Annotated in this window: 3 protein-coding genes; 2 read left to right on the top strand and 1 reads right to left on the bottom strand. The window is 54.5% G+C overall.

The window, feature by feature from the left end:
- Positions 1 to 265 precede the first annotated feature (265 nt).
- Positions 266 to 1,846: a winged helix-turn-helix domain-containing tetratricopeptide repeat protein gene (locus C8N45_RS22850; RefSeq protein ID WP_108389356.1), complete on the bottom strand. Its 1,581-nt coding sequence runs from the start codon at positions 1,844 to 1,846 to the stop codon at positions 266 to 268.
- Between the two features lie 156 nt (positions 1,847 to 2,002).
- Between C8N45_RS22850 and C8N45_RS22845 the strand changes: the two genes are divergently transcribed.
- Positions 2,003 to 2,479, top strand: a complete 477-nt coding sequence (locus tag C8N45_RS22845; protein WP_168769581.1) for a cupin domain-containing protein — start codon at positions 2,003 to 2,005, stop codon at positions 2,477 to 2,479.
- A gap of 68 nt (positions 2,480 to 2,547) precedes the next feature.
- Positions 2,548 to 3,321 carry a hypothetical protein gene (locus tag C8N45_RS22840; protein WP_133176042.1) on the top strand — a complete coding sequence of 258 codons (774 nt, stop codon included), beginning with the start codon at positions 2,548 to 2,550 and terminating at the stop codon, positions 3,319 to 3,321.
- Positions 3,322 to 3,368: the final 47 nt, after the last annotated feature.

Genomic DNA, 3,368 nt, shown 5'->3' with positions numbered 1-3,368 from the left:
ACAGAATCGTGCAGGTCACTCGAAGATAAACACTGCTCAGCGTGTCTCAACACTCATCACAAGCAACCTGCCGTTCGAAGAATGGACGGAAAGCCGACGTCGGTGGCAGCGACAACGGCCCATACTGGAAATTGACTCAGTCTCACAACGCCGCCCCGCGGCTTTCGCATTGCTGACGTTTGTGCATCGCACAGTATTCTTGAAACGAGTACTTCGGTCAGCGGACAAAGCGGTCCGAAACGAATTCGGTAGTTCGACCGGATCGCTAGTTCAGTCCAGCCTGTTTTAGCCCTTGAAGATAGCGCTCTACCATTCCATCCGGCTTCCAGTTCTTGGGGGTCTTTGCTGCCTCTGCCTCCAATGTGTGTGTCGGACGGGATTCCAGAAACACATTCATGGCGGATCGGGCCAATTCCGGTTGATCAAGGCATATGTGGATCAATGCAACTGTCATACTGGCGGCCGCAACTGGTGAAGCCATACTTTGCATCGCCTCCAAAGCCCTGTCGCATTCGTTGTTCTGCCAGTAAGCTTTGCCCAATTGCCAGCGCAGCCAGTCCCCGTGGAGAGGGTCAACCTCTTTCGCCCTGTTTAGACTGTTGATCGCCTCGTCGGTGCGCCCAAGATACAAAAGAGGAATCGAAGATCCGATCAGGATCAGGGAGTCGGATGGGTTCAACTCAGCAGACCTTTGGTAGTGCAAGATCGATTCCGCAAAATTCTCTTTCCGCGTGAGGATCCGGGCCAAAGTGAAATGGGACATGTAGTTTTCTGGATCGAGTCGCATCGCCGTGTTCGCGAGGTCAACGGCCTCATCCAGAACTTCGTCGCGCGGCTCCATCCAACCCAAGGCTGCTGCAGCCCCAAGCATTAGCGATTTGCCGATGTAGCCCCAGGCAGAATCCGGTTCTTCGCGAATTGAAGTTTCTTCGAGGGCCATGGCCTTTTGCCAGTTTTCATAGCTCAGCTGGCTCATGATATTTCGCGCCTGCAGGCCTCGAAGGCGGGAATCGACGTCTCGGGCGGAAGTGCGACGAGGCATCTCGCTCAAAACCGTCTGCCCAACAACTGAGGATACCTGGCGCACGATTTCATCCTGAACCGAAAACAGGTCATGAATATTTCGATCGTACCGCTTGGCAAATACGTGAACCCCAGACTCTGTCTCAATCAGTTGAACCGTTACCCTTAAACGGGTGCCATCAAGCTGTTGGCTGCCTTCAACCACATAGCCAGCCCCCAAAATACGACCTATTTCGCGAATATCCGTAGGCTTGTCGCGGAATTGAAAGCTGGAATTACGGGCGACAACGCGAAACTGGGGGAAACGGGCGAGTTCCGTGATGACACCCTCGCTTAAGGCATCTTGCAAATAACCTCGATCGGGCTCCGCGCTCAGATCATCAAAGGGCAGGACGGCGACAACTGGCGGGTGGGTTTGACCATCGCTGCGCCAAAGAAAGAAACCGACAACGCCAACGAGGGCGACCAGAACCACGGCCAACAGAGTTGTCCGTTTGGCATGCCCGGTTGTTGCAGGTTGCGGCGGCGCAAAACGGTACCCTTTGCGTGGGACGGTTTCGATGATCCGCCTGTCCGCATCTCCAATGGCATTTCGAATTTCTGCGATACATTGAACAAGGCTATCCTCGCTGACCTGCCGACCTTCCCAAACTGCTTCGGCAAAATCCGCCTTGGTGAGGGTTTTTTCGGGATGCTCGGCCAGAAATTTCAGAACTTCCCGGGTTTGAGGTCGCAATTCAACAGGATCGCCAGAGCGCGTCGTGAGGCTGCCGTCTGCACCGTCAAGAACCAAGCCATTCTTTGCAAATTCGTAATTTTTCATCGGTTTTAGTTAGGTGAATCAGGGCTGTTCGCGTTGAGACTTCAGCATATGCCAACTTGGCCCGCGGACCAAATTCTCGACCCTTGGGAAACACCGCAGATCGGTCGGCAGCCACGCCAGACACAAGATCATTCAAAAAGCATGGAGGTACAAAAGATGCGAACACCCCTGACAATCATCCTGATGGCGCTTGCCGGAGCGGCCGGCGCACATGAACCGATGGAATGGAACGGCTCAAAAATCCATGTCCTTCTGGAACGCGATGGCACCGAAGGGTCCATGGGCATGTTCACCACGCAGTCCTCGGCCCCGGGCGGTCCGCCGCTTCACATCCATGAAGACGCTGGCGAAGCACTTTTCGTCCTTGAGGGACGGGCAGAGTTTCAGTCGGGCGATCAATATGTCACGCTTGGCGCAGGAGAGGTTGTGTTCGTGCCCCGCGGCGTCGATCACACGTTTCATTTCCCGGATGCGACCGGAGGAAAACTGCTGGTTATCGTAACCCCTGGCGGTTTCGAGGGGTTCTTCTCAGCAACAAGGCACCTAAAGTTGCCCGATCAGCTCGATGAACTGAGCCGGATCTCCGCCGGTTTTGGGCAGGTGTTCACTGGCCCACCCCTTGGCGCACACTGACTTTCGCAGACTGCCGCGGCCCAGGATCAGTGCCTGAGCCAAGCCAATAACACCTTATGGAGGTAGCTATGAGTTTCTTACGTTTTCGCAGAGTTATCATGATGGTATCAGTATGCTTTATCTCTGTTTTATCGGCGCTTCACGCATCCGCCCAAACCTTGACTGGTTCCAACGTGGACAGTCGTGTTCTTGTTGCAATGCAGTTTGAGAACGATGCCGTGCAAGCCATGATGCCAGAAGGCTGGACGTTGTTCCCATTCCCGAGTGGTGCGCTAAAGGGCGCGAATTCTCTTTTGATTTTCGCGGACCGGTATCTTGGAATGGATGCGGAAGGAAAGCCAAACGACCCGGCGTCCTATCGCGCCATTGCGATGGCAAGCCTTGGCAAATCAACAACCACTGACGAAGTTCGCACTTTCGTCACCAAGGTATTCGCCACGGTGGATGGCAACGATCCTTACGGGAATGCGCGCTTGGCAAATATCAGTCGCAGCAGCAGCGTTGAAAGCAATGACAGCGCGCCACCCAAGCTGACCGAAGAGTGGTCCATGAACGCTGATGGAGGCGAGTTGTCGTTGTCGCTTGCATATACCGCCGGTCCGCTTTCATGGGCGGCCAGGGAATCTCAATCCTATTCAAACGTTGATTCCACCATTCATCACCTCAACCGTTTTGAGCAATTGTCAGATCTGGCAATGAGCGCTCCGCTGGGCCGTGCGCTTAACGGGGATTTGGAGATCAGTTCCAGCATTCCCGAACTGGCGGCTCTGTTCAGCGGCGCGGAACGGACGATCGCGGTCATCGTTATACCAATGTATGTGCGCGAGGTTTTCGAACCTTAGGCGAGTGGAGGTAAGCATTCTCGAGTCCCAATCATCAGAAGTTAGCT

This window comes from Yoonia sediminilitoris (genome assembly GCF_003058085.1).
Lineage (GTDB): Bacteria > Pseudomonadota > Alphaproteobacteria > Rhodobacterales > Rhodobacteraceae > Yoonia > Yoonia sediminilitoris.
The sequence above is the reverse complement of the archived record's forward strand: the minus strand, read 5'-3'. Positions and strand labels throughout refer to the sequence as shown.